The sequence below is a fragment of the Mesorhizobium sp. Cs1299R1N3 genome (assembly GCF_037179625.1).
Classification (GTDB): Bacteria; Pseudomonadota; Alphaproteobacteria; order Rhizobiales; family Rhizobiaceae; genus Mesorhizobium; species Mesorhizobium salmacidum.
On sequence record NZ_JAPYKQ010000020.1, the window covers coordinates 59,403 to 85,202 of the forward strand.

Below are 25,800 nucleotides of genomic sequence, written 5' to 3' on the forward strand. Positions count from 1 at the left end.
TTCGTGGGATCGAAAAAGGTTCGTGTTAGCATCGTTGGAGTCGGCAATTGCGCATCCTCCCTGGTGCAGGGCCTCTCCTATTATCGTCATGCAAAAAGCAACGAACCGATCCCGGGGCTGATGCATGCCGATCTCGGTGGCTATCATGTCGACGACATCGAAATTGTCTGCGCATTCGATGTCGCCAAAAGCAAGGTTGGCCGCGATGTCGCGGATGCGATCTACGCTGCCCCGAACAACACGTTCCGCTTTGCCGACGCGCCGACGACTGGTGTTCGCGTCGAGCGCGGACCGACGCTCGACGGCATCGGCAAATATCTGCGCGACGAGATCGAAGAGGCGCCCGAACCGGTTGCCAATGTCAGCGATATCCTGCGCGACAGCGGAGCCGACGTGCTGGTCTCCTACCTGCCGGTGGGTTCGGAAGAGGCGACACGCTTCTATGCTGAATGCGCGCTCGAGGCCGGCTGCGCCTTCGTCAATTGCATTCCGGTTTTCATCGCGTCGCGTCCGGAATGGCGCCGGCGCTTCGAGCAACGCGGGCTGCCGCTGGTCGGCGACGACATCAAGAGCCAGGTCGGCGCGACCATCGTGCACCGGCTGCTGGCCAACCTCTTTCGCGAGCGCGGCGTGCGCATCGATCGCACCTATCAGCTGAATTTCGGCGGCAACACCGATTTTCTCAACATGCTGGAACGTGAGCGGCTGGAATCGAAGAAGATCTCCAAGACACAATCGGTGACCAGCCAGCTCGATGTTCCCCTGGAGCCGGGCAACATCCATGTCGGACCGAGCGACCATGTGCCTTGGCTCACCGACCGCAAATGGGCCTACATTCGTGTCGAAGGCACCACCTTCGGCGGCGTGCCGCTGAATGCCGAGCTCAAGCTGGAGGTGTGGGATTCGCCCAATTCAGCCGGCGTGGTGATCGATGCGGTGCGCTGCGCCAAGCTGGCGCTCGACCGCGGCATCGCCGGGGCGCTGACGGGTCCTTGCAGCTATTTCATGAAGTCGCCTCCCGAACAGTTCACCGACGCCGAAGCCCGGCAGCGCACGCTCGCCTTCATCGCCGGCAAGGAAGAGCCTTTGCTGGATGCCGCGGAATGACCACCACGTTCTTCCTGATCCGCCACGCGGCGCACGACAATGTCGGCTCCTATCTTGCCGGGCGCATGGCCGGCGTTTGCCTCGGCGAGGCCGGCAAGGCTCAGGCCGAGCAGCTTGGCCGCCGCATGGCCCAAGAGACGATTGCAGCCATCCTGTGCAGCCCGCGCGAGCGCACGCAGGAGACGGCGCTGCCAATCGCTTTCGCTTGCGGCGTCGGCGAAATCGCGATCTGCGCCGAACTCGACGAAATCGACTTCGGCGACTGGTCGGGAAAGACTTTCGACGAATTGAACGGCGACGCCGGTTGGCGCGCCTGGAACGACCAGCGCCAGGAGGCCAGGACCCCGAGCGGCGAGACCATGCTGGATGTCCAGCAGCGCATGGTCTCGCTGATGAACGGCGTCCGCGAACTGCATCAGAACCAGTGCGTCGCCCTGGTCAGCCACGCCGACGTGATCAAGGCCGCCGTCTGCAATGTGCTTGGCTTGCCGGTCGGCGACTGCTTCCGCTTCGACATCGATCCCGCCTCGATCACGACCATCGTGTCGGGCGATTGGGGCTCCAAGCTCCTGCGAATGAATGAAGCGGCCTGACGAGGAAATTCCGGATGCGGATGGTCATTTTCGGTCTCACCGTCACGTCTTCATGGGGAAACGGCCACGCCACTCTGTGGCGCGGGCTGATCCGCGCTCTCGCGCGGCTGGGCTGGTCCATCACCTTTTTCGAACGCGACACTCCCTATTATGCCGGGGCCCGCGATCTGGATCAGCTCGACGGCGGCAATGTCGTGATCTATCCGGACTGGGAGGACATCCGCCGCGTTGCGGAGCGGGCGATGAAGCAAGCCGATGTCGTCGTCGTCACCTCCTACTGCCCCGACGCCGTCGAGGCTTCGCGCCTGGCCCAGCAGGCAAGTCGCGGGCTGCGTGTGTTCTACGATCTCGATACTCCAGTCACGCTTGCCCGCGTCGAGCACGGTGAGCGTCCGCCCTATTTCGGACCAGAGGGCCTTGCCGATTACCACCTCGTCCTGAGCTACACCGGCGGCTCGGCGCTCGAGGCGCTCAAGACGGTGCTGGGTGCGCGCCAGGTGATGCCGCTCTACGGGCATGTCGATCCGGACCGGCATCGGCCGGCCGAGAAGCGGGCCGAATTCGCCGGCGATCTGTCCTATCTCGGGACCTACGCGGCAGATCGCCAGGCCGGCGTCGAAGAGCTGCTGGTCCGCCCGGCCATGCGCCTGCCCGATCAGCGTTTCATCATTGGCGGCGCACAGTATCCGCAGGAATTCCCGTGGAGCGACAACATCTTCTTCGTCAGGCATCTGCCGCCCGCCGACCATCCGGCGTTCTTCTCATCCTCGCGGCTGACGCTGAACGTCACCCGGGAAGCCATGGCACAAAAGGGCTGGTGCCCGTCGGGACGGCTCTTCGAAGCGGCCGCGTGTGGGGCTGCCATCGTCACCGACGCATGGCCAGGCCTCGCGGACTTCTTCGAACCCGGCCGCGAAGTCCTGCTGGCGCATGACACGGATGACGTGGTCGCCGCGCTGCAATTGCCGGAGCACGAACTCGACGGCATCCGAAGGCGTGCCCGCGAGCGGGTCTTGAGCGAGCACACTTCCGCCAGGCGTGCGGCGGAACTGGATAGAATGCTGGCCGACGCCTTGCAAAATCCGGTCGGCGAACCGATCGAGGAAGCAGTCTGATGTTGGGCATTGTGCCCGCTGCCGGACGCGGCAGCCGCATTCAACCGCTCGGTTTCTCGAAGGAGCTGCTGCCGGTTGGCAGCCGGATCGACGGCCAGACCGAACGTCCCTGCGCTGTAAGCGAGTATCTGGTGCGGCGCATGGTCCAGGCCGGTGTCGACAAGATCTGCTTCATCATCGGATCGGGCAAATCCGACATTCTCGAATACTACGCGGCCGGTTACGGCGACGCGGCGGCGCTCTTTGTGGTGCAGCCCAACCCCATCGGTCTCTGCGATGCGATTTTCCGGGCAGCGCCCCTCGTGGCGCCCGACGAGGTCGTCCTGGTCGGCCTTCCAGATACGATCTGGTTTCCCGAGGACGGATTCTGTCATTTGCCCGACGATCAGCTTTCATTTCTGCTCTTCCCGGTGGACAGCCCGGAATTCTTCGATGCCGTCTGTACCGAGGACGACGAGCGCGTGATCGAAATCCAGGTCAAGCGACAGGATGCCTCCACGAACTGGGTTTGGGGCGCGTTCAAGATGCCCGGCCAGATCCTGCATCGGCTTGCGGCACTCTGGCGCGAGCGGGATGGTCGTGACGAATACATCGGTACATTGATCAACGCCTACCTTGCGGCCGGGGGTGTTGCCTACGGGATCAAAGCCGGCTCCGCTTATGTCGATGTCGGCACTTTCAACGGCTATCGCACAGCCCTGCGGTTGCTTGAAAACGGCGTCCCGTCAGCTCATCAACAGTCCGCAACGATCATGCCCGGCACGCATTCGCATGTACCCGTCGTTCCGGGCGAAGGAGCCTGAACATGTTGCATTCCCATGCCGAAATCCGCCGGCGCATCGACGCGCTCGGCCCGTGGTTCCACAACATGGAACTGGCCGGCGTCGAAACCGCGCCCGACCATTTTCTCGGCAATTACCCGCTGATCAAATGGCGCAAATTCGCCGACGCCATACCCGCCGATCTGGCCGGCAAGACCGTGCTGGATATCGGCTGCAATGCCGGCTTCTATTCAATCGAGATGAAACGGCGAGGCGCCGCCCGTGTCCTCGGCATCGATTTCGACGAGGCCTATCTGGCGCAGGCCCGCTTTGCCGCCGAGATCGCGGACTGCGAGATCGAATTCCAGAAACTGTCGGTCTACGACGTCGGTGCCCTGCGCGAGACATTCGACGTCGTGCTATTCATGGGGGTGCTTTACCATTTGCGCCATCCCTTGCTCGCCCTCGACCTGATCCGTGAGCACGTCGCCGGCGATCTGATGATCTTCCAGTCGATGCAACGCGGCAGCAAGGAGCTGCCCGAGCTGGAAGAGAACTATCATTTCTGGACGCATGATTTGTTTGACCGGCCGGAATTTCCCAAGCTGCATTTCATCGAACACCGCTATGCCGACGATCCGACCAACTGGTGGATACCGAACCGGGCCTGCACCGAAGCGATGCTGCGCAGCGCCGGTTTCGAGATCGTTCTGCATCCCGAGCAGGAGGTCTATTTCTGCCGCGCTGCCGACGCGCCGGCCGGCGGCGGTGCGATTTACCCGTCGAAAGGAAAGCTCCATGATTGAAGCCGCGATGATCTGGAACGAGCCCAACAACAAATCGCATTGGGACCCGGAGCTCGACCCCGATTGGAGCCGCTTTGCCAGGATGGCGGTCCTGTCGGCGGACGCGATCGCGTCCGAGAACCCGGCTCTGGCAAAAGTGCTTGGCGGCATCTCGCCGATAGACCCCGGCTTTATCACGCGCATGAAGGAATTGGGCGTGCTGGACCATGTCGACGCCGTCGCGGTGCACGGCTTTCCTCTCGACTGGAACCTGTGGCAAATCCAGGAATGGCCGCAGAAGATCGGCGAGGTCGCGACCGTCACCGATCTCCCCATCTGGGTCAGCGAGGTCGGCGTATCGACCTTTGGGGCCGAGGAAATACAGGTCTGGGGACTGAAGCGCACCGCCGAATTGCTGCTCGGCAACGCACCACGTATCCAGTGGTATAGCCTCTACGACCTTCCGCGTGAATGGGAAGCAACGACGCGGCATCGCGAAGCGGAGGGATCCTCCTACTATCGTCATTTCCACATGGGGCTGCTGCGCCAGGACGGCACGCCGAAGCCGGCGCTGGAGGAATTCCTGCGCTACACACCCGCAATGGGGCTGGTGCAGTGGTTTCATTTCGAGGACCCGCGACTTGACGACGCCGTCGCCTGGATGAAGCGGCTCGGCGTCACCAACATGCGCACGGGGCTTTCCTGGGCCGACAGCTTCAGGCCGAATGCGTTGGACTGGTTCGATCGACAGATGGAGGCACTTGCCGATTTCGACGTCACGGTCACCTTCTGCTTCACGCCTGAACATCGTGGAATGATGCCTCACCACACCAGCCCTCCACTGGTGCCCGAGGAATTCGCCGAGTTCTGTGCAACGATGGTCCGCCGCTACGCGCCCGTCATGACATCCGCCTCGCGCCCGACGCAGCGGGCCTCGGCTGCGTGAGGCTCTCATGCGACCCGGTCCGCGATCATTGGATGCACCGACCGAAGTAGAAGCTCACGGGTCCACCAATTCACTGCCTCTGGCACCGTGGCTCGGCCGGCCATGACGCTCACCGTCCTCAATGTCGCCTATCCCCTCGCGCCTGTCGGGCCGGATGCGGTCGGGGGTGCCGAACAGGTCCTGTCGATGCTCGATCGGGCACTGGTTCGCACGGGTCACCGGTCGATCGTCGTCGGCTGCCGGGGCTCCAGCGCGAGCGGCACGCTTGTGGAAATACCGGCGGAAAGCGGCGTGCTCGACGAGGCGGCCAAGAGCCGCGCGCAGCAGGCTCATCGCGCCGCGATCGCCGCTGCCCGCGCCAGTTGGCCGATCGATGTGGTTCATCTGCACGGCATCGATTTCGATGCCTATCTGCCAGACGATGGCCCGACCTTGGTGACGCTTCACCTGCCGCTGGACTGGTATCCGGCCGAGGCACTGCGCCCGACGCGCGACGACCTGTGGCTTCATGCGGTCTCGGCCGCCCAGCAGAAAACCGCGCCATCAGGCGCCAGGCTGGCGGCGCCGATTCCGAACGGCGTCGACATAGAGGCGCTCAGCCTGCCGCAAGCGAAGCGCGACTTCGCACTGGTTCTCAGTCGTATCTGCCCGGAAAAGGGCATCCACCTGGCTTTGGACGCGGCCAAGCAAGCAGGTGTGCCGCTGGTTGTCGGCGGCAAGGTCTATCCCTATGAAACGCACGCGCGCTACTTTCGCGACGAGGTCCAACCTCGCCTCGATGGCCGCCGCCGCTTCCTTGGTCCGCTCGGTTTCACCGCCAAGCGGCGCTTTCTCAACGCAGCGCGCTGTCTGGTCATCCCGAGCCTTGCTGCCGAGACCAGCTCACTTGTCGCCATGGAGGCGCTGGCCTGCGGCACACCGGTGGTCGCCTTTCCGAATGGTGCGCTTCCAGATGTCATCGAGCACGGCAGGACAGGCTTTCTCGTCAATACGATCGACGAAATGGCGCAAGCCATCGTTGCGGCGTCCAGCCTGGACCCCGAGACATGCCGGGCCGAGGCGCGGCGGCGGTTTTCGCTGGAACGAATGATCTCGTCTTACATGGACGCCTATCAAGCGCTGGCACGACTCGGCACCGATGCCGGGCGCCTCGCCGTCACACCGTGAGCAAGCCTGTGCTGCGCAGCGAGATCATCGATGATCCGGCGCAATTCGATACCCTTGCGCCGCATTGGTGGAGGTTGTGGGAGCAGAGTTCCTCGGCGACGCCGTTTCAATCTCCCGCCTGGCTGGTGCCATGGTGGCGCACATTCGCGCCCGGCGACCTGGCGACGGTCGCGGTCTGGCGCGGAGGCGATCTGATTGGGCTGGCGCCGCTCTATCTCGAGCACGGAACCGCTGGGTCGAAACTTCTTCCGGTCGGCATCTCGCTCAGCGACTATCTGGACATCCTGTGTGTCCCCGGCACCGAGGCCCAGGTCGTCGCGATCATTGCCGAAAAAATCCTCTCGGTCGGCTGGTCGCAATGGATTCTGTCGGATTTGCCGGAAGGCGGTGCCGGTCTTGCGGTTACACACCCCGATCTGAAGGCGGGGCGGCCAGCCGCACATGGCGCTTGCCCCGTGCTCGCCATCGCCGGCGACGAAACCCTTGCGGGCTGCGTGCCCTCCCGACGCAGGCGGCAGTTGCGACGGGCGCACCAGGCGGCGTCCAGACGCGGCCGGACCGCGTTGTCGTCGGCACGAGGCGATGCCCAAAGTTTCCTCGACCAGTTGATCCGCCTGCACCACGCGCGCTGGGCCGGACACGGAGGTGGCATGTTGGCCGATGTCGCCGTGGAGCAATTCCACAGGCGCGCGGTACCCTTGCTCGACGCTCGCGGCCTGGTCCGATGCTGGCTGTTGGCAATCGATGGCAAGACCGTCGGCGCCTATTACGGCTTCCACCATCGCGGTCGCGCCTATGCCTATCTCGGCGGCTTCGACCCTGCCTATGCCGAGGAGAGTCCAGGTGCGATCCTGATCGGCCACGCGATCGCGGAGTCGATCCGCGAGGGTGCCCGCGAGTTCGATTTCCTGCGTGGTCAGGAGGCCTACAAATACGGCTGGGGCGCCATCGACAGGTGGACGATGCGCAGGATCTGGACGCGGAGCTGATAGCATGAGTGCAACCGGGTCAAAATCCGCCCAACGCCGCAGGTCTATCAGATCGATCGTAGAAGACTGCATGGCGGATGGTATTTGCGCCGAAGCCGTCGTCGCCAGGCTGGCGCTTCACTTGCGGGTGGAGATCAGGGTGGCGGAATTGGCGGAGATCGTGCTGGATGTCGTTCCCTCGAATTCGCGCGACGCGGAAAAGCTACAAGAGGTAGCCGCGCTGCTTCGCCACAACCCCGGCGCCTTTGCCAAGTTGCGAGCGACGGGAGCGGCCGTTCGGCACGTACGCGACGACGACGAGACCGATGCCGCTGTCGTCAGGCGGCTGGCGTTGAGCTTCGATGCGGCGGCAGCGATTTCGCAAACAGCGAGTGTCCAGCTCGCATCGCTCGGCGATGAGGAAAGGCTGTCGGCCACGACCGAGGAAGTCGCTGCATGGCTCAAGGAGCAGGACTTCACCGGAACCGGCCGGGATATTCTGGACATTGGTTGCGGCATCGGCCGTTTCGAGCGTGCGCTTGCCAAAGCATTCAACCGGATGGTCGGCATCGATATATCCTCGCGGATGATCTCCATTGCCTCCGACCGATGCGCCGCGTTGGGCAATGTCGAGTTGCGGCAAACCTCCGGTCTCGATTTGATCGAATTCGACGACAGCAGTTTCGATTGCGTGCTGGCGGTCGACAGCTTTCCTTATCTGGTTCTGGCCGGCATGGCCGAGCGGCATTTCGATGAGATCGCACGCGTTCTGAAACGGCCGGGCTGGCTGGCCCTGCTCAACTATTCCTATCGCGGATCGCTTCTTTTGGACCGCGCCGATATCGGCCGTCTGGCGGAAGCTCACCAATTGCGGGTCGTCATCAATGGCGAGAAGCCGTTTCGGTCATGGGATGGCGACGCCTTCCTGCTTGCTCGTGGCGGCGGAACATTACCGCGCGCCGCCAGTTCGGACGTCGAACAAGAGGCGCTGAAGAGCGTCACGATCCGAAGGAGGAAATCATGGCATCCGGCGACAAAAAACATTTCGGCCGCGGCACCCAGGGCAAGGGTACCGGCGCCGGCGCGATGACCAACCTGCCCAAGGACAAGGTCGGAGAAAACGCGGTTCTGTCCAATCGCGACAAGAAGCAGCACAGCGAGGAGCGCGGACTGGATGGCAATCGCATCAAGTCCGATCAATATCAGGACCATGCCGCGAACCAGTTGCCGAAGGATTGAACGGCGTCACACCGCATTCTTGGCCCGCGGCGATGTAAGATTAAGGAAATAAACCTGTGCAAGGGCCGCCGGCAATCATGCCGGCGGTGGATATCGCCTTGTAATCTCGAGCATTTGTCACCACACTAAGGTCAAGGGACTGCTATTATCAAGAGAATTGGATGTCTCGTTCGAGGGATGATACGGTGGACCCACAATTCGGTCTGGTTATGGACCAGGAGATCACTTCTCTCCTCGACGCCATAGAGCAGGAAAAAATTCCAGACCGGCTGACCAGGCTGGCGATGGAGTTGCAAAACGCGCTGATCGAGAAGCGTCGACGTGACGTGAAGAACTGACTACCTGCGGCTGTCACCCTCGATACCGAGTTGACCATCCGATAGATGATTTCGTCTCTCCATCAATGTCTGCAGTGAACTCTCCCCAAGCAATTCGAGAATATTGGCGCGGGCACGATTCAGCCGACTTTTGACCGTCCCTACCGCGCAGCCGCATATCTCGGCCGTTTCCTCATAGCTTACTCCCAGAACGCCGATCAGCATCAGAACCTCGCGTTGGTGTTCAGGTAGCCTTTGAATGGCGCCGTGAACTTCCTTGCTCTGGACGCTCCATTCCTGGGTCGCTTCCGAAATCGGCCTTGAAGATGCACAGTCGAGCAGGCCTGGCGCTTCCCGGGCGGCAATCTTGATCCGGGTATAGTAAGTGTTGCGCATGATGGTGAAGAGCCACGACTTCATGCGTGTGCCGGGTTCGAACTTGTCGATGTTGGCGAGCCCCTTGGTCAGCGTCTCCTGCACCAGATCGTCGGCATCGTCGGGGACGCGACAGAAGGTACGCGCGAAAGCCCGGAGGGCGGGTATGAGGTCAACGATGGAAACTTCATTGGTTTCCTGGTCGGCCGAAATGTAGCCTCCGGATGACAATGGTCCAGCTCCCAGAAGAAAGAGTGTACGAATGCAGCCCCTGCTAAATGCATGGAAGTTTGGTTCGTTCCTCGCGCTGAGGACAACTCTTCAGAAATTCGGCGGGCCGCAGCGGTGACGCCTCCTTCGATGATGGATCCGCGGCGCACCCGTTCTTTTTGGGAACAAAGCCGCACACCGTCAGTTTGACGTCCTGCGGGCCTGGTTTGCAGCCACGCCTTTGGCTCACATGGCGGCCTTATGATTTGCTGGTCTCTTTGGCCGCCCGTTCTCGCTGCTTTTTCAGAACCTCGTCGGTCCCCACCAGCTTCTTTGCTCCGCCTGGAATGGCTGTGGACACGACCGCTGGCGGGTCGCTCGCGGGAAAAGAATCCTCCAACCCGGCCTGCAGTTGATCCTCGAGCGTCTGCGGTTCTTCGGAGCGGCCGGGCGTCCTGCGGGTTTCTGTCTTTTCCAGCGATTGTTTCTTCTTTGGCGAATCGTTCGCTTCCCGGACCAAGGCATAAAGCTGCTCGATCGCGAATTCCTTGATCGTTTCGAAATCGGCCCGATCGTCCTTCGTCGCTTCGATCTGGGCGACCATGGCCTTTTCGAACCGCGCAAGGCTTTCACCTCCACAGGCGTGGGAAAGCCGCAGCAATGCTTCGTGCAGCATCATCGGGGTGAAATGAGCTGAAGCCTCAAGCCTGAGTTGCCGCAGGCGATCCGGAGTGGCGGCCTGGAAGTTTGACATGGCGGTGTCCTCTCTCTCACAAGCGTGTCAACGACAATTGATCGCCGATGTTCCGCCACGCCTGAAGATACTTCACGTCCCGCGAATTACAGGAACCAGCTTGCCGCCAGACCCACCGACGCCGAAAAAATCGCCAGGGTCGTCGCGCCACCCAGGATGTTCGTGCTTTTGCTGTTGACCTTGTCACCCATGATCTTGCGGTTGTTGGTCATGATGAGAATGAGAAGCAGGAGCGGAGGCGTGGAAAACCCTTGCACGATGCCCGACCAGACCATGGCCTTCATCGGATTGAAGCCGAGGAAATTGAGACCCACCGCCACCAGCGTGATCATCCCGATCGCCATGTAGAATTTAGGAGCCTGCCGGGGTTCGGCATTCAAGCCATTCTTCCATCCCATCGCTTGGGCGAAATCGAAGGCAGCGCCAGCCGTCATGACCGGCACAGCCAGAAAGCCGACGCCAATGACGCCTGCGGCAAAAAGAATTCCCGCCGCATCGCCGGCAAGCGGCCGCAGCGCTTCGGCCGCCTGCGCCGCGGTGTCGATCTGAGTCTGGCCGGCCTTATAGAGCGTCGACCCTGTCGAAAGAATGATGAAATACATGATCAGATTGGAGAACGTCATGCCGATCAGGATATCGCGGCGGGATCGGCGGAGTTCGCCCTCGGTGGCGCCCTTGCGTTCTTCAAGGGTCGTTCTGCCCTTGGCGATCTCCTCCTCCACCTCCTGGTTTGACTGCCAGGTGTAAAGATATGTGGAGAGGGTCGTCCCGACGATGGCGACCAGGATGGACAGGTATTCGCGGCTGAACTCGATCCTTGGCAGCAGAGTGCCTCGCAGGACCGAGGCCGCATCCGGTTTGGCAAGCAGGGCGGAGACCACATAGGCAAGCAGCGCCAGCGCCAGCCATCGGAACACATCGCGGATCAAGGTGTAGGATCCAAACACCTGCAGGGCAAAAATGACGATCGCGACGACAATGACGATCAGTGGACCAGGCAGCGAAACGAACAACCTGGCGGCCGCCGACATGGCGCCAAGGTCGGCGGCTGCCTCGATCGTGTTGCCAATCAGCACGCCCGCCAGAACAGACCATAGCAGCCAACGCGGATAGAAATCGGATATGACCTTGAATAGTCCACGACCCGAAACCTGACCGAGTTTGGATGAAAGATAGACGACGAGGTACATCATCGGCAGGGTAACCGGTGCCGTCCACAGCAGGTCGGGCCCAAATCGGGCTCCGGCACTGGCGTAGGTACCGATCGCCGAACAATCGTCGTCAGCCGCGCCGGTAATCAGTCCAAGCCCGAGGGCCCGGACAACGCCGCCTTCCTTTCGCTCGCTTTTCCTCTGGCCGGCACTATCCAGTGGCTCACTCATTGGAAGCGCATCTTCACCGAGGGCACATCAAGCCGATCGCAGACTGACAACGCAATAAGGATAGCCGTCGATGCGCCTGCCGCCCACGGCAGGGCGGATGGCGCCTGCTTGACGGCCTGTCGGCTCATCTGCGCCTGCTGCATTGGAACAAGAACGCCGCCCGATTGGTCACCCCGGAGAGAAGAGCGACTTCGGGCGGTGCTCCGAGCCTTGGCTCATTTGTTGCAGTTCTGCATGTTCGACGTTGTCGCGCCGGAGGCGGTGTTGTTGTCGATGTCGTTGCCTGCGGCATCCTTGCAGCGGTCGGTCATGCCGTTCGACGGTTTTGTCGAATTGGTTGCGTTCGGATCAGTGGGCGTTACCCCTGCGCCAGTGCCGGTCCCGGTCCCATTTGCGCCATTGGTCATGCCGGATGTCGAGCCTGAACCGCTGTTGGATCCGGTGCCGTTCGACTGTGCCATGGCTGACGTGGCCAGAGCGACCGCAAGCACCGTGGCGGAGAGAAGTTTGGTAATCATGGAGGATCTCCCATGGTTGTGTGCTGCCTCCACCAAACCAGTCGCTCGCTGATATGTTCCGAGTGAAACGGTCCTCAGCGAAATTCTTATGGGATGGGTTCTTTGCCGATTTGATGATGGCCCTCACATGTCCCGGAAACTGACCCGCGCGAGAAATATCATGTCACCGGCAAGGCAAGCACCAATGATGTTTCAGCGATCGCTAAAGGAACCGAACGGCGATCGCTGAATTCTGCTTCAAGCGGATATCGAAAGGGACCGCGTTTTGGAGCACCTCCATGAGGGACATAAGCGCCGAAGTCTCTGAAAAACAGAGCAATATTCGGGCAAAAGGGCCCTTCCAGCGATTCCTGCGCACAATCGGACCTGGTTTCATCACAGGCGCTTCGGACGATGACCCTTCGGGCATCGGCACGTACAGCCAAGCGGGCGCTCAGCTGGGCTTCGATGTCGGTTGGACCATGGTGTTCACTCTTCCGCTCATGATCGCGATCCAGGAGATAGCAGCGCGGATAGGCCGCACGACAGGTCGAGGTATTTCCGGCAATCTGGCCCGACACTACCCGTCTCCCTTGATATATTTTGTAGCCTTGCTTTTGTTCGCCGCCAACGTGATCAACATCGGGGCGGACCTGAGCGCGATGGCTGATGCATTGCGATTGCTGGTGGGCGGCCCAAGCTCGCTTTACGTCGTTGCGTTCGGCCTGGCTTGCGTTTTGGCGATCGTCTTTCTCGACTACAGCCGGTACGTCACGGTCCTGAAATGGACAACGCTGAGCCTTTTTGCCTATGTGGTGGCTGCGTTTCTGGCTGATATCCCATGGGGCGAGGCCCTCGAGGGGGTCGTTCTTCCGCACATGGAATGGAGCCGGGCCTTCTTCACGACATTTCTGGCCATACTCGGCACCACGATTTCTCCCTACCTGTTCTTCTGGCAAGCGTCGCAAGAGGTCGAAGAGGAGACGATTGACCCCAAGGCCAAGCCGCTGAAGCGGGCACCGTGGCAGGCGTCGCGTGCCTTCCAGCGCATTCGCGCCGACACCTTGTTGGGCATGGCTTTTTCGAACCTGATTGCCATCGCGATCATCGTTACAACGGCCGCCACCTTGCACAAGGCCGGGGTGACCGACATCAATTCTTCCACCGATGCGGCCAAGGCCCTGGAGCCGGTCGCGGGCAAGTTCGCATTTGTGATCTTTGCAATGGGGATTATCGGCACCGGCCTTCTCGCGGTGCCGGTTCTCGCGGGCTCGGCCGCATTCGCCGTGGGCGAGGCGTGCCGCTGGCCAGTGGGACTGGAGCGCAAGCCGAAGGCAGCGATGGCATTTTATGCGACCCTGGCCGCCGCCGTGGCGCTGGGAATGGGGATCATGCTCACGCCGATCGATCCCATCAAGGCGCTTTACTGGAGCGCCGTCATCAACGGCATATGCGCGGTCCCCGTAATGGTCGTCATGATGCTGATGACCGGACGTTCCGACATCATGGGCGAATTCGCCGTTGAGGGTTGGCTGCGCTTTCTCGGATGCTCGCGACAATCACAATGGGACTGTCCGTGGTCGGCCTCGCGCTGCAATGGGCCTTTTGAGCCCCCGTCGCCTTGCTCCTCAACGTGCGCTGAGCGCGACCATGCGATCGAGGGCGGCGCCGAGGCCTTTCAGCGACACCGGAAAACTCAGCGGGGTCTCGGCCGCGGTGGTGACGTTGAGCTTGAGCTCGGTGCCTGCCTTGAGCCTCTGCGTCAGCGCCCGGTCGATCGGAAACAGCGCCACGCAGCCATTCGGCAGGCAGGTCCTGAACTTCAACGGCCCGACCGGCTGCTGGTCGTCGATCTGCGCCGCCACGCCGGGCTCGAACAGAATGCCGAAGGGCAGCAGCAAGGTTCCGGTCAATCCGCCCTTCTGTCCCACGCGCAGTTCCACGGCCAGAAGCCTCTGGCCGTTTTTCTGCGTCTGGTCCTGCGTGACCGTGCAAACCCGGGCATTGTCCTGCATGCCGCAGGCCAGCTGCCAGTCCTGATAGGTTTCCTGGAGCGACGATGCGCCGTTCGGCAGCGACGCCGCCTGCTGCTGTTGGGCGAAAGCAGCCGGCAGCGAAGCGGAAAAGGCAGCCGCGCAGATGGCGGCTGCCTTCAGCGAAAAATGTCTACGAACCAATGAATGCGGCCTTCCTTTTGTGCCGGGCAAATGCCCGAAGTGTCGGCTTCGAGACGCCGTTATTCTCACGTACAGACCCATTCGCGGATCTTGCATTGGATCCCCCCTGCCTCGCAGGCCTGGAGCGCGAGATCCTCCGCCTCCCGGCGGGTCTCGGCCGAGTTCACGCCCCAGGGGGTGAACCGGTGCTCCACCTTGTCGGCCACGGCGAGCGCGCCGCAATGCTTGTAGGGAAATCCGGTTTCGTCGTCGTCCGTCCAATGGCGGTGATTGCGGAACACGGCAACGACATTGCAGGCTTTTCCACCGGCATTCTCGCAATGTTTCTGCGCTATGTCCTTGGCTTCCTGCCGCTTGTCGGCGCCCCAGAAGAAGCCGTACTTGGTATCGGTCTGGGAGTAGGCGATTGCCGCCCAGATGCCTTTCTCCTCCTGTGGCGGCTCGGACGGCTCCACCAGATCGGCCGAGACCACCTGCCCGCTCCACAGCAAGGCCATGCACAAGACTGTCAAACGTCGCGATTTCATGGTCCGCAATCCTTTCCAGGGCGCCTCGCCCATTCGCCTGACATCCTCACTTGGCCGCCGATGCGATGGAAATCACCACGCATGTGTTGCCCGTCGGCAGCAGAAGCGCTTCACCCGTGTTGCCGCCAAGCTCGTACACCTCGACCTGTCCGAGATGGTCGGTGATCTTGCTGCCTTGCGGAAGAATGGACGGAATGTCCGCGCACGGGCTGGCGAACGGCGCCACCCGCACCATCGCGCCCTCGCAGCCCGACGCTGTGGGCGATGCGAAGACCACGCCGGCCGCCGGCCCGCTGTAGCGGTCCGTGGCATAGTCCATGCCGACAAAGGCCTGGACGGCGTGCTTGTCGGCGGCCTGGTCGTTCCACAGCGATTTGACGCTGTATTTCGTGCCGGTCGTCAAAAGCTGCCCGAGCACCGGAAAGACGGTCGAGCAGGCCTGCACGCCGGCTTGCTTGACGTGCTGGAGGAAGGGCGTGTCCGGCAGCGCGGGAGCGGCGGCGGCCTCGGCCTGTGCGGCCGTCGGGCTGCCGACCAGGCCGGCGATCGCGGCATAGTTCGCGCCGGCGAAGCCGATACCCATCATGGCCAGCCCCAGCAGCGACAATGCGACGATGCGCTGCCACCGCCGCGGCGGCTCGACGGGCCTCTTGCGGTCCGGCTCGACGATCCTTTTGCGGTCCGGATCGACGGTCGGATTGCTGCGCGTCGCGGAGATGAATGGGTCTTGCTGGCTCACGGTGCTGCCTCGGTTATTTGACTGGCGCAAGGGCCTCGGACAGCCCCTTGAGCGTTGCGGTGACGGTAATGGTCTGGCCATCGACGGTCGGGTAGGAAATCGCCGGCGTTGCCTTCTGCGCGATCTCCTGGCGCATCAGGGGTCCCACCGGCAGCATGCCGACGCAGACCATTTCGTTGCAGCCATTCAGATGCACGTCGATCGGTTCGGCGCGTCCCTCGAACTTCAGCGACACCAGCCCATCGCTCCTGGCGTTCGGCGCGGTGCGCAGGATCATGTAGGGCTTGCCGTCCTGGGTGGCCGCGAGCGACCAGCTGAACGCCATCTTGCCGGCGCCGTCCTCGATCACCTGCGAGACGTTGCAGACCTTCTTGCGCGCCTTGAGGTTCTCGTCGCAGATCAGCGTCCAGTTCTCGAAGGGGCGGATGGTACGCTGGTATTGTCCGAGCTTCACGTCGGGAGGCAAGACCACGTCGGAGGGCTTGATCCTGTAGGGCGAAGCCACCTGCCCGGCAGCCGGCGCCAGCCCGCCGGCAAGCGCCAGGCAGGTCAGGCATGCCATGGCAAATCCGGGGAAACCAGACGGTTTTCCCGGATTCGCGTCTAGCCTGTCATGGCCGGTTCGCCTGTTCATTGCCGCCCTGCTGCCCACCTCAGTTCAAGGTGAAGCTCAGGCCGGCGCCGACACCGACATTTCCACCCGCCGCCGTGCCGGCCACATTGCCACGGATGCGGCCGTCCTCGCTGGTGTAGCCCGCGCCGAAGGCAAAGGCGCTCGAATCCCGCCAGAAGCCGCCGCCGGCCGCCACGCTCAGCTTGCCGGGACGGTCGTCATAGCGCAGCGAGGCCGCCGCCAGTCCGATTGCCGCCGCCTGCCGTGCCTCGTCCCTGATGCCGCTGATGTCGGAATTGAGCTGGCCCAGTTTCTGGTCGGTATAGTTGTTGGCCTGCTGCAGCGTCGTGACCGCCACCTGGTCGGTATAGGTCTTGCTCTGGGCCAGGTTCAGGTTCAGCTGGTTGACGTTGACCGCGTCGGTGCTGGCAACGCCGGGGCCGACATTGGAGATGACGACAGGCGCATTCGGGTCGCCGCCCTGCAGCGTTATCTTGTTGGTCTTGGTCGTCGATCCGTCCGGATTGGTGACGGTGTCGTATTGCACGGTGTTCTGGACGGTGCCGCCGATGCCGCCGATCGTCTTGGTCAGGTCCTCGATCGCCGTGTTGGTGGCGTAGAGCTGCGACCCGTTGATCGCATCGGTGCTGCCGGAAGAAACGCGTCCGGCGGCGACATTGGTGATCGTCCGCTCGGAGCCGGCGTCGCCGACGCTGACGGTTCCGGTCGGGGTCGTCCCGGCAAAGGCGTAGGTCTTGCCGTTGATGACCGTGTTGGGCGTGCCGACGGCGGTCTGCGACACCGAACCCGAACCGAGCGCCACATCGCTGGCGTTGTTGGCCTTGGCGCCCTGGCCAAGCGCGACAGCGCCTTGCCCGGCGGCTGTCGAGCCATGGCCCGCGGCCAGGCTGTCCGTGCCGCTCGCCACGCTCTCCGGCCCGATCGCCACGGCGTCGGTGCCGCCGGCGATCGAGTCTGCCAGTCCCGAATTGGCGTGGAAATACTTGATGCCGCCGCCATTGTTGATGTTGGTCAGCGCATTGTCGACAGCGGTGAAGCCATCATAGACGGTCGAATAGTTGTTGCCCTGGATGTTGTAGGTCGGACCGGTGATCGAACCGTCGGGATTGACCGTGGTGCCACCGCCGAACAGGTTGGACACGTTTTGCGAGACGCCGCGCAGCTGCGAGACGTTGACGCCGTCGGTGTCGGCCGAGCCCGCCGCGACGTTGGTGAGCTTGCGTTCGGCACCCGCGGCGCCGAACGACACTTCGCCGGCGGAAGTCTGCGCGGCGGTCAGGCCAAAGGCGGTGTAGCCGGCCTGCGCGCCAACCGAGGTGATCGACGAGGCACCCAGTGCGACGCTGTTGGCGAAGGTGCTTTGGGCGCCGGCGCCGAGCGCCACCGACTGGACGCCGGAAGCGGTCGAGTCGGTGCCGAGCGCGATGCCGTCGGCCAGCATCACATGGGCATTCTGGCCGATGGCGGTGCCGCCGGGGGCCGTCTGGTCGACGACGGCGCCATTGCCGATGCCGACGCCATTGTCGCCGTTGACGACCGTGGTCGGGCCGACCGCGACCGATTCCGCTCCGACCGCCAGCGAGTCGCCAGCTGTCGAATTGGCATGGAAGTATTTCGTCGAGGTGGCGGAGACCGCCGCGATCGCCCCCGCCAGCTGGCGCACCGTCACGGCGTCCTGGTCCTGCGTGCCGTCGGCGACGTTGGTGATCTGCCGGTAGGCGGTGGCGGTGCCGACCGACACGGCGCCGAGCAGCGTCTTGTCGGTGGTGTTGTACTGGATGAAGTTCGACGGACCGGCGGCGATCTGCCCGGAAGCGGGAGCGATCGCGCGATCGGAGACCGAACCGGAGCCGAGCGCCACGCTGCCGTCGATGCTGGCCGCGCTGTCGCGGCCGAGCGCCAGCGCGCTGACGCCGGTCGCGGTCGCCTGGTAGCCGACGGCCGTCGAGCCGACGCCCTGGGCGAAGGAATCGGTCTGCGCCAGGCCAGTCTCGTTGGTGCGGGCGTAGCGAATGCCCTCGCCATTGGTGGTGGTATAGATTGCCGAGGTGTCGCCGGCGATGTTGTTGATCGTGTTGCCGAGATTGGAGATGTTGCCGCCGATGGCGGCGATGTCGGTGGTGTTCTGCGTCACCTGCTGGTTGGTGGCGAAGAGCTGCGAGCCATTGACGGCGTCGGTGGAACCGCCGTTCAACTGCCCGGCCGCGACATTCTGGATCTGGCGCTCGGCGCCGGCCGAGCCGACGGAGAAGGCGCCGGCCGGCGTGCCGCCGGCGAAGGCGTAGTTGACGCCGCCGATCGTCGTGCCGCCGACAGCCGTGGTGGGGCCCGACGCCGAATTGAGGCCGATCGCGACGTCGCCGGCATTGTTGGCCACGGCATTCGGGCCGACCGCGACGGAATCCGTTCCAAGCGCCTGGGAATCCGCCAGCGTCGAGTTGGCGTGGAAATACTTGATGCCGCCGCCGACATTGATGTTGGTAATGGCGGCGCCGATGGCATCGACCGCCTGGTTGGTGGCGAAGAGCTGCGAGCCGTTGATCGCATCGGTCGAGAGCGCGGTGATCCGCCCCGCCGCCAGATTGGTGAGCGTGCGTTCCGCGCCGGGCGCGCCGATGCTGACCGTCGAGGTCGGCGCGGTGCCCTGGAAGGCATAGGTGGTGCCGTTGATCACAGCACTGGGCGTAGCGACCGCCGCGACGGTCGTCGAACCGGAGCCGAGCGCCACGTCGCCGGAGCTCGCCGCCGCCGTCGCGCCGTCGCCGAGCGCGACATTGCCCGCAAGACCGGCGGCACCCGCCGTGGAGCCGTTGCCGAGTGCCACGGAGCCTTGTCCGATGGCCTTGTTGTTGTTGCCGATGGCGACGGCGCCCGCCGCCTGGTTGGCGGCGGTGGCGGTTGCCGTGCCGTCGCTGTTGGCGATGTTGTTCGCGCCGCTGGTGACGGCGCCGGTGCCGCTGGCGAAGCTCGGATCGCCGATCGAGACCGCGCCGTCGCCGTAAGCGGTGTTGCCGGAACCGATGGAGACGGCCTTGCCGCCGGTGGCGGTGGCGGTGTTGCCGATAGCCACGGCCTCGGCGGAATTGGCAACAGCATTGGTGCCCATCGCTATCGTACTCACGGCCGACGCATTGGCCTGGAAGCCCACCGCCACGGCCCGAAGATCGGAGGCGTTTGCGCCAGCACCCATCGCCGTCGCGTTATTGGCGGTTGCATTTGCGCCGAAACCGATAGCGGTGGAATTCTGGGCCGTTGCAGTGCTGATGCGGCCGATTGAGGTGGCGCCGCTCGTGCCGGTTGCCTGTGCACCTGAACCAAGCGCGGTATTGTCGGCACCGGTGGCCTGGGCGCCTATGCCCAAAGCCGTCGACCGGATGGCGCTGGCGTTGGCGCTGACGCCGGCGGCGAGAGAATTGTCTCCTGCCGCACTCGCGCCAGACCCGAATGAGGAGGCGTTCGCGCCGCTTGCGACGGCCGTGTTGCCGATTGCCGTGCTGGCGGAGCCACTCGCAACCGAGGTAGTGCCCATCGCGACGGCAAAAGCGCCGGAGGACAGCGAATTGGTGCCGATCGCGATGCTGTTGGGCAAGGCCGTGTTGGCCTGAACGCCTGCCTGCGCGCCGACGCCGAATGCGATGGACTGGTTGCCCCAGGCACTGGCTGTGTTGCCCATCGCCGTGGCGCCGGTTCCCGTTGTTTTGGACAGGACACCTACGGCAGTGGAATTGGCAGCGCCGGCAGCCGCTCCTACGCCGAGAGCGGTCGCTTGAACGTCGGTTGCAAACGCGTTCTGGCCGATCGCGGTGCTGGACGTGGCTGTAGCGTTGGCATTAGGTCCGACGGCGGTGCTGTATTGGCCCGAGGCATTGGCTATGTATCCCATCGCCGTTGCGTTGAGGGCCGATGCAGTGGCCTCGCGTCCTAAGGCCATGGAATTGGTGCCGCTGGCGACGGAGGACCAGCCTCCGGCCAACGCAACGTTGCCGCTCGCCAAGGAGCTGACGCCGAGCGCCGTGGAATTGCCTCCCGAAGCAACGGCGAAGGTGCCCAGCGCGCTGGAGCCGGCCGCGGTGGCCTGGGCTTGGACGCCGAGCGCGACCGTATTGACGTTGCTTGAGACCGTACCCTGGCCCAGCGCCATCGCGCCGCCAGCGCCCGTGGCCTTCGCATTGAGGCCGAGAGCCACCGAATATTGCGCCGATGCGACGGACGTACGTCCCATCGCGATGGCGTCGTTCAGGGACGCGGTAACATCCGTGCCGATCGCGATCGCGCCCGGTGAGAGCGCGCCCGTTCCCGCAACGGTGCGCGAACCAAGATACATGCTGTTTATCTGTGTTGCGAGCGCCTGAAAGCCGATAGCGACGGCGTTCTGGCCGCCCGCGTTGGTGTTCGTGCCTTGTGCAATGGTATCCGATCCGGATGCGACAGAGCTGGTGCCAATCGAAATGGCTCGGGTGCCCGACGCCGTGCCGCCGCCGCCGACAAATTGTGCCTGCGCCGGAGCAGCGTGAAGAGCTGACAGCGCCAGCACCGCAACACCAGCCAAGAGGGCTCGCTTGCCCTGCCCGGCGAAAGCGCTCGAAAAGCTTTCGATACAGGAGACATTACCCGCCCCGAGTGCGCCAACCCCCAGATCTTTGCGGCGCATGCCAAGAACGCGAGACGCCATGCGCAATACCGCCATCAGGCGACGGCGAACCGAGCGGGAGCCCAGATCGGCCCCCGCGATCCAGTGCCCGGCGAAATGCGCCGCGCGACGCTGCACAACAAGCGAGCCGCTCGAAATCTTGGTGTCGGTCATGGTGCCCTCTCCGCTGGCCGGCATGGAATCGTCTGACAATTCCAATCCACGACAGGAAGACATGATTCCTGCCTGCGGTATTTCACGATATTGCTGTCTTGTGAGAAAAGATCCGAGCAACCCGGCGGAGGTTAACGGCTCGTTACCTTAGCCGATGCTTTAGAACCAAGTAATCAAACAATGTCGCGAGCGGCGCCTCATCTAATCTTGGCGCTAAGCTTGCGCATCCGCGCCTGCAAGGGCGTCACCTGCCGGTATTTCTTCATCATGGTGGTGAAATGGCTCTGGCTTGAAAATCCGCAGGAATGAGCGATGTCGGCGATCGTCATGCGGTTGTCGGCAAGCAGCCTTTCGGCAAGGTCCAGCCGCAGGTCGAGAACATATTGGTGCGGCGGCACCCCGAACGTCCTGGCAAACGCCCGCACGAAGTGAGAGGGCGAAAGCCCGCACACCGCTGCCATCTCGGCAAGCGCCAGCTTGCGCGTGAAGTTCTCGCGCAGGAAGTCCTGCACCTTGCGTGCGCCGCGGGGAGAAAGCCCGCCTTTGGCGTTGAACTCCGGCTGCCGGGCCGAATTGATTCGGGAAACCGACCCGGGGAAATCATCATCGCCCGGCATTCTTCGGCCTCCTGACAGGTCCCGGATGGAGTTCAACCCGAGGACTCCTTCCTCGTTCCCCCGGAAAATAATTCGTGATTGATGGCAGCGGGCCCGCATCGCCAGGCCCGTTCATGGGGTCGATCCGTCCCGACGACGAACGATGCGCGGGCCGCATGGGCGCAAGCACGATCGCTACGAGGTATTCCCTGGCCAGGAATGTCCGCGAGCCGGGCCTGCGGACCGAATGGAGCACGCATCGTTGTGCGGTGACCCTTGGCGGGCCGGCACTTTCAGGAATGTTGTCCAATCGAGTTGTCGGCTTCCGATCGATGCCCCGGGAAACGCCGCTTTCCCGAGCCTCGTCCGCACTTTTCATTCACGCTGCCTCAGCCGTCTCGACGCCGCCTCAAATCCCCTTTCCCGCCCCGAAGACAGCGTAACGCACGCACTTTGGATTGGGAAGAACTCCCACGCGCAAAGAAAAATCTTTATTCGGGAAAAGGTAGAAAAATGAACGGCGTTGACCAGCGTTTCATTGTCGCTCGGCGCGAGGTCTTCGCCATCCCAGAGTTTCGCCGATCGGTCATGACACGACCGGTCACGCGATTCTGTATTCTCGTCAACCACTGATGGAGGTCGAAAGCCTCCGTGAGGGGCCGGTGATTGGCAGTCCGCTGCTACAGATCACCGAGCGGTTTCTCGTACAGATCCCAGGCGAGTTCCACGATAGCCAGAAGAACGTCGTCCCGGTTCCAGCCGGCAGCCACCGCCGCCTGGACGATCCCGTTGATGAGAGGCAGCAACTGATCCTGGCAGTCGGCCGACATATCGCCGTCGCCCGGCCCTTCGAAGTTGAAAATCATCATCCGGCGCCCCCCTCGCCTTCAACCGAAGTGTTACATCGGCAATTTCGTTCCCTCTGATATACAATGGATGCGGCACCAAAGTACAGGAAGCCCTGGAAGACCAAAGCAGCACGGGAGGGCGCCGGATCACAACGGCCCTATGCTTCCCTGAGGTCAGGGGTGGGCGCTGCTTTCAGCGTCCTGGTTTGCTTGTTCAAATAACCGTGCGCCAGCCGTTCTTGCATCCGTAGACACAACCCGGCAGCGCCGCGCGGCCAATGGGCGGATGTGGACATCGCCGGCTGCATTGCCTTCCGCGGGCGCTCGCTGGATAGTCCCGGCAATGTTCGAGACGCTGCTGATTCACTGGACCCAAATACTGGCGATCATCTCGGTGGTGATGGCGACCGTCGGCATTGCCCATGCCGTCATGACCAAGGAGGACGTCCGCGCCGCCACCGGCTGGGTCGGCGTCATGGTGCTGTCGCCGATCCTCGGCGTGCTGATCTATGCCGTGGCCGGCATCAATCGCATCCGCCGCGCCACGATCAGCGCGCAGCGCCCGCTTGCGGAAGGCCTGGTGTCGGCCAAGCACGAGCGCGACGTCGCCGCCGAAGAGGCGCTGATCGTCGAGCGCTATGGACAGCGGTTCACCGGCCTCAGGACGCTGGGCGACAGGGTGGCGCGGCGTGCGCTCAACCCGGGAAATGCAATCGACGTGCTGGAGAGCGGCGACGAGGCCTACCCCGCAATGTGCGCGGCGATCGACGGGGCCGAGCGCAGCGTCCTGCTCGAAACCTATATTTTCGACAATGACGGCGTCGGCCTGCTTTTCGTCAAGGCGCTGGCCGGCGCTGTCCGGCGCGGCGTCACCGTGCGTGTGCTGATCGATGCCGTCGGCGCCCGCTACTCCGTCCCCAGCATCCTGGGGCATCTGCGCCGCGCCAACATCACCGCGGATGTCTTCAACGGCAACATCGTCATGGGCCTGCGCCTGCCCTATGCCAACCTGCGGACCCACCGCAAGATCCTGGTGATCGACGGCACGGTTGCCTTTACCGGCGGCATGAACATCCGCAAGGGCTTTTCGTCGGAGTTCGCCGGGTCGAACAGCGCCAGGGACACGCATTTCCAGGTCACCGGACCCGTTGTCGCCGATCTCTTCTCGGTCGCCGCGGAAGACTGGCGCTTCGCCACCAAGGAGGCGCTGAAGGGCGATGCCTGGCGGATCGTGCCGGTTTCACCGCCCGCCGGCCAGCCGATGCTGGTGCGTGCGGTCGCATCCGGGCCGGATGCCAGCAACGAAACCAACCACAAACTGCTGATCGGCGCCTTCTCGGTCGCGCGCAAGTCGATACGCCTGATGTCGCCCTATTTCCTGCCGGACCGGGAACTGATCAGTGCCCTGGTCACCGCGGCCAGGCGCGGCGTCGAGATCGATGTCGTGGTGCCGGCGGTGAACAACCTTTTCCTTGTCGACCGCGCCATGACCGCGCAATTCGACCAGATCCTGAAGAATTATTGCCGCATATGGCGCACGGATGGCCCCTTCGACCATTCCAAGCTGCTTTCGATCGATGGCGTGTGGGCCTATGTCGGGTCCTCCAACCTCGACGCCCGCTCGCTGCGGCTCAACTTCGAGATCGACCTGGAGGTCCTCGACGCAGGCTTCGCCACCGAAATCGAGAGCCGGATCGAAACGGCGATCGAAACGGCTGTTCCAGTCACGCTGGCCTCCTTGCGGGCGCGTCCCTTCATCATCCGCCTGTTCGACCGCATCCTCTGGCTGGGTTCGCCCTATCTCTAGAAAAAACCATTATCTCCGAGAAAAATCCTATCTTTAACAAAACGACGTGTTTGCCCGGTAGCATGCCGCCAACGATGGAACATCGGCCGAAAGACTCTATTTCTAGGTGCATGGTGAGAACCGTAGGGATGATGGGCGGGTTATGCGAATGAGCGGGCGCAGCCTGCCGGCCAGCATGCTCCTGTCCATTCGCGACAGGCGGATGCGCAAGGCCAACGCCTTGTCGCCGAAGAAGGACGGCGTCACCGGGACGCTGGTTGCCTCCTACAACGTCCACAAATGCATAGGCGTCGACCGCAAGTTCGATCCCGACCGCACCAGCCGCGTCATCCGCGAGATCGCCCCCGACGTCATCGCCCTGCAGGAGGCCGACAATCGTTTCGGCGACCGTGTCGGGCTTCTCGACCTGCACCGCCTCGAACTGGAAACCGGGCTCGTGCCGGTGCCCATTTCCGCAACGGGCAAAGGCCATGGCTGGCACGGCAATGTCCTGCTGTTCAAAAGGGGCGTCGTTCGCGACGTGCATCAGATCAGGCTTCCGGGTCTCGAACCGCGCGGCGCCGTGGTGGCGGAGATCGATTTCGACGGAAATCAGTCATTGCGCATCATCGCGGCCCATCTCGGATTGCTGCGCCGCTCCCGCTCGCAGCAGGCCCAGGTCGTGCTCGATCTCATGAACAGTCCCGATGAGAAGCCGACGCTCCTGCTCGGCGATCTGAACGAATGGCGGCTCGGAAACCGCTCCGCGCTGAACACGCTGCACGCGACCTTCGGCCCGCAGCCACCGGCAGTCCCCACCTTCCCGTCCAACCTGCCGCTGCTGGCGCTCGATAGGATCATGGCCAACCGGCACGGCATCATCGCGGCCGTCGAAGCGCATGACACGCCGCTGTCGCGCGTGGCCTCCGACCATCTGCCGCTGACCGCCTTCGTCCACTTGTAGTGATTTTTGCCGCGCTTCGGTCACGTCTTGATGTCCACCGCGTTGGAAAGCGTGTGGTATGTAGCTGGAACAAGCCCGTCCTGTTGCGAGTTGATGCCAGTCAACCCGCAGGAGGACGAAACGTGAAGAAGGTGATTTTGGCTACCCTATTGGCGTTTGCCGCGACGGCTTCAGTCATTGCGCCAACGCAAGCCGCAAGTTTGACGATCCAATCCGACGACGGCAATCAATATTCCTCGGATGACGATTCCGGAATTGTCGTTCGCCGTCATCATGTGCGCCGTTATGACAACGAATATGATGGCGACCAGAACGCTCAGTATGATGACTCCGACAATGGCGGCTACCGCTGGCACCGCCGGCACCACCGTTGTCACACGGAAACGATCGTGCATTGGCGCCATCATCACAGGGTGTTCGAGGACGTTCGCGTCTGCGGCTGAGCCCGCTCCGTCTTCTGATCCAATCCTTGGCGGGTTGCCGCCAAGGATAGCCGTTGACGTCAGTCG

25 protein-coding genes and 1 pseudogene are annotated in these 25,800 nt (G+C 63.1%); 15 read left to right on the forward strand and 11 right to left on the reverse strand.

The window, feature by feature from the left end; genetic code table 11:
* Window positions 1-3: 3 nt before the first annotated feature.
* From O7B34_RS28090 to O7B34_RS28140, 11 genes are all read left to right on the forward strand, one after another.
* On the forward strand, window positions 4-1,107 hold the full coding sequence (locus O7B34_RS28090) for an inositol-3-phosphate synthase (protein ID WP_337149076.1): 1,104 nt from the start codon (window positions 4-6) through the stop codon (window positions 1,105-1,107).
* Window positions 1,104-1,700, forward strand: a complete 597-nt coding sequence (locus O7B34_RS28095) for a histidine phosphatase family protein (RefSeq protein ID WP_027144333.1) — start codon at window positions 1,104-1,106, stop codon at window positions 1,698-1,700. Before O7B34_RS28090 ends, O7B34_RS28095 begins: the two co-directional genes overlap by 4 nt.
* Before the next feature lie 14 nt (window positions 1,701-1,714).
* Complete coding sequence (locus O7B34_RS28100) at window positions 1,715-2,815, forward strand: CgeB family protein (RefSeq protein ID WP_337149077.1); 1,101 nt, start codon at window positions 1,715-1,717, stop codon at window positions 2,813-2,815.
* Window positions 2,815-3,618, forward strand: coding sequence for a sugar phosphate nucleotidyltransferase (locus O7B34_RS28105; RefSeq protein WP_027144331.1), 804 nt, complete (start codon window positions 2,815-2,817; stop codon window positions 3,616-3,618). Before O7B34_RS28100 ends, O7B34_RS28105 begins: the two co-directional genes overlap by 1 nt.
* A gap of 2 nt (window positions 3,619-3,620) precedes the next feature.
* On the forward strand, window positions 3,621-4,382 hold the full coding sequence (locus O7B34_RS28110) for a TIGR04290 family methyltransferase (protein ID WP_337149079.1): 762 nt from the start codon (window positions 3,621-3,623) through the stop codon (window positions 4,380-4,382).
* Window positions 4,375-5,307 carry a beta-xylosidase gene (locus O7B34_RS28115; RefSeq protein WP_337149081.1) on the forward strand — a complete coding sequence of 311 codons (933 nt, stop codon included), beginning with the start codon at window positions 4,375-4,377 and terminating at the stop codon, window positions 5,305-5,307. Before O7B34_RS28110 ends, O7B34_RS28115 begins: the two co-directional genes overlap by 8 nt.
* A 102-nt stretch (window positions 5,308-5,409) precedes the next feature.
* Window positions 5,410-6,474, forward strand: a complete 1,065-nt coding sequence (locus O7B34_RS28120) for a glycosyltransferase family 4 protein (RefSeq protein ID WP_337149082.1) — start codon at window positions 5,410-5,412, stop codon at window positions 6,472-6,474.
* On the forward strand, window positions 6,471-7,463 hold the full coding sequence (locus O7B34_RS28125) for a GNAT family N-acetyltransferase (RefSeq protein ID WP_337149083.1): 993 nt from the start codon (window positions 6,471-6,473) through the stop codon (window positions 7,461-7,463). Before O7B34_RS28120 ends, O7B34_RS28125 begins: the two co-directional genes overlap by 4 nt.
* 70 nt (window positions 7,464-7,533) lie before the next feature.
* Window positions 7,534-8,532, forward strand: coding sequence for a class I SAM-dependent methyltransferase (locus tag O7B34_RS28130; protein WP_337149084.1), 999 nt, complete (start codon window positions 7,534-7,536; stop codon window positions 8,530-8,532).
* Entirely contained in the window at window positions 8,463-8,681 is a 219-nt protein-coding gene (locus tag O7B34_RS28135) for a hypothetical protein (protein WP_337149086.1), read from the forward strand. The genes O7B34_RS28130 and O7B34_RS28135 overlap by 70 nt, the downstream gene beginning before the upstream one ends.
* Window positions 8,682-8,866: 185 nt before the next feature.
* Window positions 8,867-9,019, forward strand: coding sequence for a hypothetical protein (locus tag O7B34_RS28140; RefSeq protein WP_337149087.1), 153 nt, complete (start codon window positions 8,867-8,869; stop codon window positions 9,017-9,019).
* Here O7B34_RS28140 and O7B34_RS28145 read toward each other — a convergent pair whose 3' ends face one another.
* The 4 genes from O7B34_RS28145 to O7B34_RS28160 form a co-directional block, all read right to left on the reverse strand.
* Window positions 9,020-9,604, reverse strand: coding sequence for a sigma-70 family RNA polymerase sigma factor (locus O7B34_RS28145; protein ID WP_181165831.1), 585 nt, complete (start codon window positions 9,602-9,604; stop codon window positions 9,020-9,022).
* 238 nt (window positions 9,605-9,842) lie between these two features.
* A complete protein-coding gene (locus O7B34_RS28150; RefSeq protein WP_337149088.1) occupies window positions 9,843-10,337 on the reverse strand; it encodes a hypothetical protein in 495 nt (164 codons plus the stop codon).
* Between the two features lie 86 nt (window positions 10,338-10,423).
* On the reverse strand, window positions 10,424-11,719 hold the full coding sequence (locus O7B34_RS28155) for an Nramp family divalent metal transporter (protein ID WP_337149089.1): 1,296 nt from the start codon (window positions 11,717-11,719) through the stop codon (window positions 10,424-10,426).
* Between the two features lie 215 nt (window positions 11,720-11,934).
* Window positions 11,935-12,237: a hypothetical protein gene (locus O7B34_RS28160; protein ID WP_337149090.1), complete on the reverse strand. Its 303-nt coding sequence runs from the start codon at window positions 12,235-12,237 to the stop codon at window positions 11,935-11,937.
* A gap of 278 nt (window positions 12,238-12,515) precedes the next feature.
* On the opposite strand from O7B34_RS28160, the pseudogene O7B34_RS28165 reads away from it, so the two are divergent.
* Window positions 12,516-13,825: pseudogene (locus O7B34_RS28165) on the forward strand (NRAMP family divalent metal transporter).
* A 19-nt stretch (window positions 13,826-13,844) separates the two neighbouring features.
* On the opposite strand, the gene O7B34_RS28170 reads toward O7B34_RS28165, so the two are convergent.
* The 7 genes from O7B34_RS28170 to O7B34_RS28200 form a co-directional block, all read right to left on the reverse strand.
* The gene (locus O7B34_RS28170; protein ID WP_337149091.1) at window positions 13,845-14,489 is read right to left on the reverse strand and encodes an invasion associated locus B family protein; all 645 of its coding nucleotides are present in this window, start codon (window positions 14,487-14,489) and stop codon (window positions 13,845-13,847) included.
* Complete coding sequence (locus tag O7B34_RS28175) at window positions 14,459-14,920, reverse strand: DUF4189 domain-containing protein (RefSeq protein WP_337149109.1); 462 nt, start codon at window positions 14,918-14,920, stop codon at window positions 14,459-14,461. The genes O7B34_RS28170 and O7B34_RS28175 overlap by 31 nt, the downstream gene beginning before the upstream one ends.
* 46 nt (window positions 14,921-14,966) lie before the next feature.
* Window positions 14,967-15,659: a hypothetical protein gene (locus O7B34_RS28180; protein WP_337149092.1), complete on the reverse strand. Its 693-nt coding sequence runs from the start codon at window positions 15,657-15,659 to the stop codon at window positions 14,967-14,969.
* A gap of 13 nt (window positions 15,660-15,672) precedes the next feature.
* Window positions 15,673-16,221: an invasion associated locus B family protein gene (locus tag O7B34_RS28185; protein WP_337149093.1), complete on the reverse strand. Its 549-nt coding sequence runs from the start codon at window positions 16,219-16,221 to the stop codon at window positions 15,673-15,675.
* Window positions 16,222-16,312: 91 nt separating this feature from the next.
* Entirely contained in the window at window positions 16,313-21,097 is a 4,785-nt protein-coding gene (locus O7B34_RS28190) for a YadA-like family protein (protein ID WP_337149094.1), read from the reverse strand.
* Window positions 21,098-21,294: 197 nt separating this feature from the next.
* Window positions 21,295-21,813, reverse strand: coding sequence for an AraC family transcriptional regulator (locus O7B34_RS28195; RefSeq protein ID WP_337149095.1), 519 nt, complete (start codon window positions 21,811-21,813; stop codon window positions 21,295-21,297).
* Window positions 21,814-22,373: 560 nt separating this feature from the next.
* Entirely contained in the window at window positions 22,374-22,562 is a 189-nt protein-coding gene (locus O7B34_RS28200; protein ID WP_337149096.1) for a hypothetical protein, read from the reverse strand.
* A gap of 322 nt (window positions 22,563-22,884) precedes the next feature.
* Between O7B34_RS28200 and O7B34_RS28205 the strand changes: the two genes are divergently transcribed.
* The 3 genes from O7B34_RS28205 to O7B34_RS28215 all read left to right on the forward strand — a co-directional run bounded on the left by O7B34_RS28205 (window position 22,885) and on the right by O7B34_RS28215 (window position 25,734).
* Window positions 22,885-24,348 (forward strand): phospholipase D-like domain-containing protein, encoded by a 1,464-nt coding sequence (locus tag O7B34_RS28205; protein ID WP_337149097.1) that lies wholly within the window; start codon window positions 22,885-22,887, stop codon window positions 24,346-24,348.
* A 142-nt stretch (window positions 24,349-24,490) separates the two neighbouring features.
* Window positions 24,491-25,291 carry an endonuclease/exonuclease/phosphatase family protein gene (locus O7B34_RS28210; RefSeq protein WP_140504068.1) on the forward strand — a complete coding sequence of 267 codons (801 nt, stop codon included), beginning with the start codon at window positions 24,491-24,493 and terminating at the stop codon, window positions 25,289-25,291.
* 122 nt (window positions 25,292-25,413) lie between these two features.
* The gene (locus O7B34_RS28215) at window positions 25,414-25,734 is read left to right on the forward strand and encodes a hypothetical protein (protein ID WP_337149098.1); all 321 of its coding nucleotides are present in this window, start codon (window positions 25,414-25,416) and stop codon (window positions 25,732-25,734) included.
* The last annotated feature ends 66 nt before the right edge of the window (window positions 25,735-25,800 follow it).

Bases quoted from the DNA above. Each gene is read 5' to 3' on its own strand.
- O7B34_RS28105 (WP_027144331.1), top strand. From the start codon at position 2,815: ATGTTGGGCATTGTGCCCGCTGCCGGACGCGGCAGCCGCATTCAACCG.
- O7B34_RS28200 (WP_337149096.1), bottom strand. From the start codon at position 22,562: ATGATGATTTTCAACTTCGAAGGGCCGGGCGACGGCGATATGTCGGCC.
- O7B34_RS28100 (WP_337149077.1), top strand. From the start codon at position 1,715: ATGCGGATGGTCATTTTCGGTCTCACCGTCACGTCTTCATGGGGAAAC.
- O7B34_RS28115 (WP_337149081.1), top strand. From the start codon at position 4,375: ATGATTGAAGCCGCGATGATCTGGAACGAGCCCAACAACAAATCGCAT.
- O7B34_RS28175 (WP_337149109.1), bottom strand. From the start codon at position 14,920: ATGAAATCGCGACGTTTGACAGTCTTGTGCATGGCCTTGCTGTGGAGC.
- O7B34_RS28210 (WP_140504068.1), top strand. From the start codon at position 24,491: ATGCGAATGAGCGGGCGCAGCCTGCCGGCCAGCATGCTCCTGTCCATT.
- O7B34_RS28110 (WP_337149079.1), top strand. From the start codon at position 3,621: ATGTTGCATTCCCATGCCGAAATCCGCCGGCGCATCGACGCGCTCGGC.
- O7B34_RS28205 (WP_337149097.1), top strand. From the start codon at position 22,885: ATGTTCGAGACGCTGCTGATTCACTGGACCCAAATACTGGCGATCATC.
- O7B34_RS28120 (WP_337149082.1), top strand. From the start codon at position 5,410: ATGACGCTCACCGTCCTCAATGTCGCCTATCCCCTCGCGCCTGTCGGG.
- O7B34_RS28195 (WP_337149095.1), bottom strand. From the start codon at position 21,813: ATGCGGGCCCGCTGCCATCAATCACGAATTATTTTCCGGGGGAACGAG.
- O7B34_RS28155 (WP_337149089.1), bottom strand. From the start codon at position 11,719: ATGAGTGAGCCACTGGATAGTGCCGGCCAGAGGAAAAGCGAGCGAAAG.
- O7B34_RS28185 (WP_337149093.1), bottom strand. From the start codon at position 16,221: ATGGCATGCCTGACCTGCCTGGCGCTTGCCGGCGGGCTGGCGCCGGCT.
- O7B34_RS28190 (WP_337149094.1), bottom strand. From the start codon at position 21,097: ATGACCGACACCAAGATTTCGAGCGGCTCGCTTGTTGTGCAGCGTCGC.
- O7B34_RS28150 (WP_337149088.1), bottom strand. From the start codon at position 10,337: ATGTCAAACTTCCAGGCCGCCACTCCGGATCGCCTGCGGCAACTCAGG.
- O7B34_RS28170 (WP_337149091.1), bottom strand. From the start codon at position 14,489: ATGCAAGATCCGCGAATGGGTCTGTACGTGAGAATAACGGCGTCTCGA.
- O7B34_RS28135 (WP_337149086.1), top strand. From the start codon at position 8,463: ATGGCATCCGGCGACAAAAAACATTTCGGCCGCGGCACCCAGGGCAAG.
- O7B34_RS28095 (WP_027144333.1), top strand. From the start codon at position 1,104: ATGACCACCACGTTCTTCCTGATCCGCCACGCGGCGCACGACAATGTC.
- O7B34_RS28160 (WP_337149090.1), bottom strand. From the start codon at position 12,237: ATGATTACCAAACTTCTCTCCGCCACGGTGCTTGCGGTCGCTCTGGCC.
- O7B34_RS28130 (WP_337149084.1), top strand. From the start codon at position 7,534: ATGGCGGATGGTATTTGCGCCGAAGCCGTCGTCGCCAGGCTGGCGCTT.